The sequence below is a fragment of the Lancefieldella parvula genome, from assembly GCF_963530955.1.
In the GTDB taxonomy this organism is placed as follows: domain Bacteria; phylum Actinomycetota; class Coriobacteriia; order Coriobacteriales; family Atopobiaceae; genus Lancefieldella; species Lancefieldella parvula_A.
The window spans coordinates 1-3,636 of sequence record NZ_CAUSFQ010000113.1 but is presented as its reverse complement, the minus strand read 5'-3'; the positions used below and the strand labels follow the sequence as shown (position 1 = coordinate 3,636).

Genomic DNA, 3,636 nt, shown 5'->3' with positions numbered 1-3,636 from the left:
TTTAATCCTGTAAGAAAGGGTTAGTTGCTATCTCTGCCTCAAGAGACGTTTGATTTCCATGTCCTGACAAAATAATGGAGGTTGGATCAAGCTCTGTCTTGATGCGGTTCAAAGAAGCCTTAAGCGTTTCAAAGTTGCCACCTGGAAGGTCTGTTCTTCCTGCAGAGCCCTGGAAAAGCGTATCGCCTACAAAAACGGCGCCAGTAGCAGTTCCCTCACCCACCAAAACAATGCCGCCAGGAGTGTGGCCTGGAGTTTCCATAATCTTAAACTGTGCAGTTCCAACAGAGAGAACATCTCCCTCGTGAAGAAAACCGTCTGGCTCTGGAGCATCATCATAGATCTCGTTTGAGTTATGAGCCCTCTGCGCAAGCTCATTATCTGCTTCGTTGATTAGGTACTGAGCGCCAGGCACAGCAAGCTTCAAAGCCTTAACGCCACCAACGTGATCAGCATGGCCGTGAGTAGCAACAATGTACTTAAGCTCAAGGTTCAAGAGCTGTGCAGCAATCTCTGCACCCGATGCACCGGCATCAATAATCATGCACTCATTACCAGAAACGTAAATGTAGCAGTTAGTCTCAAGAGGACCTACTTTAAAGACACCAATCTGGTCTTTTGCGTGATGGCAACCACCGTGGCCGTGATGGCCGCAGCAACCGCCATGACCATGCTCACCGTGGCCATGCTCGCCATGATGACCGCAGCAGCCGCCGTGTCCGCCGTGCTCTTCCTCGTGATTATGGCCGCAAGAGCAGCCCTCATTTTGATTAGCCATAAAGTCTCCTTCTCAGCTGATTAGCACCTTCACCTGGCATAATACGACGAGCGTCGTAGACAGAAGGCACGCGAGTTACAAATGCAAATAAGGTATCAAGCAAGCTGGTATCAGAGATAGAAACCAAGAAACGCATACGTACTACGCCCTGCTCGCCCACTTGTGTAGCGGCAGAAAGAATGTTTGCACCAGCGTCAGACAGCGCAACCGTGACGTCCTTAAGAAGGCCCATACGGTCTGTTGCCTCAACGACAATCTCTACCCTAAACTCAGTAGCACCGCTGGCGTCCCAAGAAACAGGAATGATACGCTTTGGATCGTTGAGCAAGTCTTTAACGTTAGGGCAATTGGCGCGGTGAACAGAAACGCCACGACCGCGTGTAATGAAGCCCACAATATCGTCACCTGCAACAGGATTGCAGCAATGCGCCAGATGAACAAGCAAATCTGGATCGCCGTTTACCACAACGCCACAGTTAGACTTCTTGGGGCGACTTCCCTTAGCGGTGCGAGAAATAACGTAGGAGCGAACCAAAGGCTGATCGTTTGCAATTGCCTTGTTCTTCTCCTGAAGGCGTGCCGCATTACGCTCTTGCTCAGTAACAACCTCAGGGTTTTTCTCCTCTAAGATTTCACTCACGCGATTAACAACCTGCTTAGCAGATTGATTACCTGCACCAATTCCCGCAAACAGGTCATCTACGCTGCGATAATCAAACTGCTCGGTGAGCTGATCAAGAGCCTTAACCGTACGCGTAGCGCTGATGCCATAGCCACGCTTGCGCAGCTCTTTTGCAAGCTCAGAACGACCGCGTTCGGCATCGTCAGACTTGTTCTCTTGCGAGAAATACTTGCGGATCTTTGCACGTGCGGACGGCGTTTTTACCAGCGTCATCCAGTCGCGAGAAGGGCGAGCGTTCTTGTTAGTCAAAATCTCAATGCGGTCACCCATCTGAAGCGTATGCGTCAGTGGAACTACGGAGCCATTAACGCGCGCACCAACACAGTGATTGCCCACCTCGGTGTGAACAGCGTAAGCAAAGTCCAGAGGTGTTGAATTGACGCGCAAGCTCATGACCTCACCCTTTGGCGTGAATACAAAAATTTCATGCTCAAAGAGGTCTACACGCAAGTTATCCAAGAACTCGTGGGGATCGTCAATATCGTCTTCAACGGCCCAGTCAAGACTGCGGCGAATCCAGTTGATAGTTGAGTCAATAAGCTTGTCTTCAGAGGACATCTTGCCCTTTGAATTGCCCTGCTCCTTATACAGCCAGTGAGCAGCAATACCGTACTCAGATGCCTCGTGCATCTCGGCAGTTCTAATCTGAATCTCAATAGGGCGTCCATCAGGGCCAATAACTGTTGTGTGCAAAGACTGATAGAGATTTGCCTTTGGCGTTGCAATATAGTCCTTAAAACGACCAGGCATTGGATGCCATAGCGCATGGATAGCACCCAGTGCTGAATAGCAATCGCCTACAGAGTTTGTAATGACGCGCAAGGCGATAAGATCGTAGATGTTGGAGAACTCTCTGCCCTTGCGAACCATCTTTTGATAAATGGACCACAGGTGCTTAGGGCGTCCCGTAATCTGGAAGTCAGTAAGACCGGCAGCATTAAGCTCATCTGTCAGAGTCTTTTTAGCGTTGTTGAGGTCATTCTCTCTTTGTGCACGAGAGTCAGAGACCATGCGAGCAACACGCTGGTACTCCTCTGGTTCAAGCCAGAAGAAGGACAAATCCTCAAGCTCCCACTTAACCGAAGAAATACCCAGACGGTCAGCAAGTGGCGCATACACGTCCATGGTTTCTCGCGCCTTAAACAGACGACGATCCGGTGGAAGTGCCGCCAGCGTGCGCATATTGTGAAGACGGTCGGCAAGCTTGATGATAACAACGCGGATGTCCTTTGACATGGCAAGGAACATTTTGCGCAGGTTAAGCGCTTGTTTCTCGTCCATTGAACTGACTTCGATGGACGTAAGTTTTGTGACGCCGTCAACAAGCTCGGCGACTGACTTACCAAAGCGAGAAGAAATTTCATCTAGTGAGGCAGACGTATCTTCTACGGTATCGTGCATAAGGGCAGCGCAGATGGTGTCTTCATCCATATGAAGATCGTGCGCAAGAATAAGGGCCACTTCAACTGGGTGGTTGATATAAGGCTCGCCAGAACGACGACGCTGATTTTTGTGATAGTCAGCAGCAAAGGCATATGCAGCAGCAATCTTTGCCTGAGCTTCCTCAGGCAAATATGTGCGCACGGCCCCCTCAAGCAGACGGTAATTATCCGCGCCTGGCGCCTTGGCCTCTTTTGTGGTCCTCTCGTCACTCATCAGAGGACTCCCTTCCCCCATCAAACGTTGAACCAATTTCTGGAACGATGGGTTTTGTTATAGCATCTGCCAGCTCATCTGGTGAAGCAGAAAGTACCCACTGAGCAAATGATTCAAACTCAGCGTGCGCTTTAAGCCCCTCAGCGTAGCGTGCAGACTCCAGCAAGTCCATGTGCGAAGCTTGACTATTGACGGAGATTGTTCGCGATTGATCAAATCCTTCAATGCTAATAAACCCTAGCTCAGCAAAAACGTCAAGTGCAACACGAACGGTTTGCTCGTCAGCCTTAGATCGCGGATCAATTTCTAGCGCCATCTGCGCAATATCTTCATCAGTGAGTGCTGAATCAGCTGTCTGAGCACCAAGCTTTGGCTGCAGTGCCGTAAGCGCGCGGTAGACAGCTACCAGGGCTTCTCGCTGTGGTGCATGAGAAGAAAGGATGCGCTCGTTAACACGCATATCATGCGCATCAAATAGCATCTGAATTACAGAAGGCTTACCGTCTCTACCTGCACGTCC

2 protein-coding genes and 1 pseudogene are annotated in these 3,636 nt (G+C 50.1%); all 3 read right to left on the bottom strand.

The features are described 5' to 3' along the window. Window position 1 precedes the first annotated feature (1 nt). Window positions 2-778, bottom strand: coding sequence for an MBL fold metallo-hydrolase (locus RWJ43_RS06395; protein WP_314009066.1), 777 nt, complete (start codon window positions 776-778; stop codon window positions 2-4). After that, window positions 771-3,116, bottom strand: coding sequence for a bifunctional (p)ppGpp synthetase/guanosine-3',5'-bis(diphosphate) 3'-pyrophosphohydrolase (locus tag RWJ43_RS06390; protein WP_314009064.1), 2,346 nt, complete (start codon window positions 3,114-3,116; stop codon window positions 771-773). The genes RWJ43_RS06395 and RWJ43_RS06390 overlap by 8 nt, the downstream gene beginning before the upstream one ends. Then, window positions 3,109-3,636 (bottom strand): annotated as a pseudogene (locus tag RWJ43_RS06385) (single-stranded-DNA-specific exonuclease RecJ); the annotation flags it as partial. The pseudogene RWJ43_RS06385 and the gene RWJ43_RS06390, both read right to left, overlap by 8 nt.

Bases quoted from the DNA above. Each gene is read 5' to 3' on its own strand.
- RWJ43_RS06395 (WP_314009066.1), bottom strand. From the start codon at position 778: ATGGCTAATCAAAATGAGGGCTGCTCTTGCGGCCATAATCACGAGGAA.
- RWJ43_RS06390 (WP_314009064.1), bottom strand. From the start codon at position 3,116: ATGAGTGACGAGAGGACCACAAAAGAGGCCAAGGCGCCAGGCGCGGAT.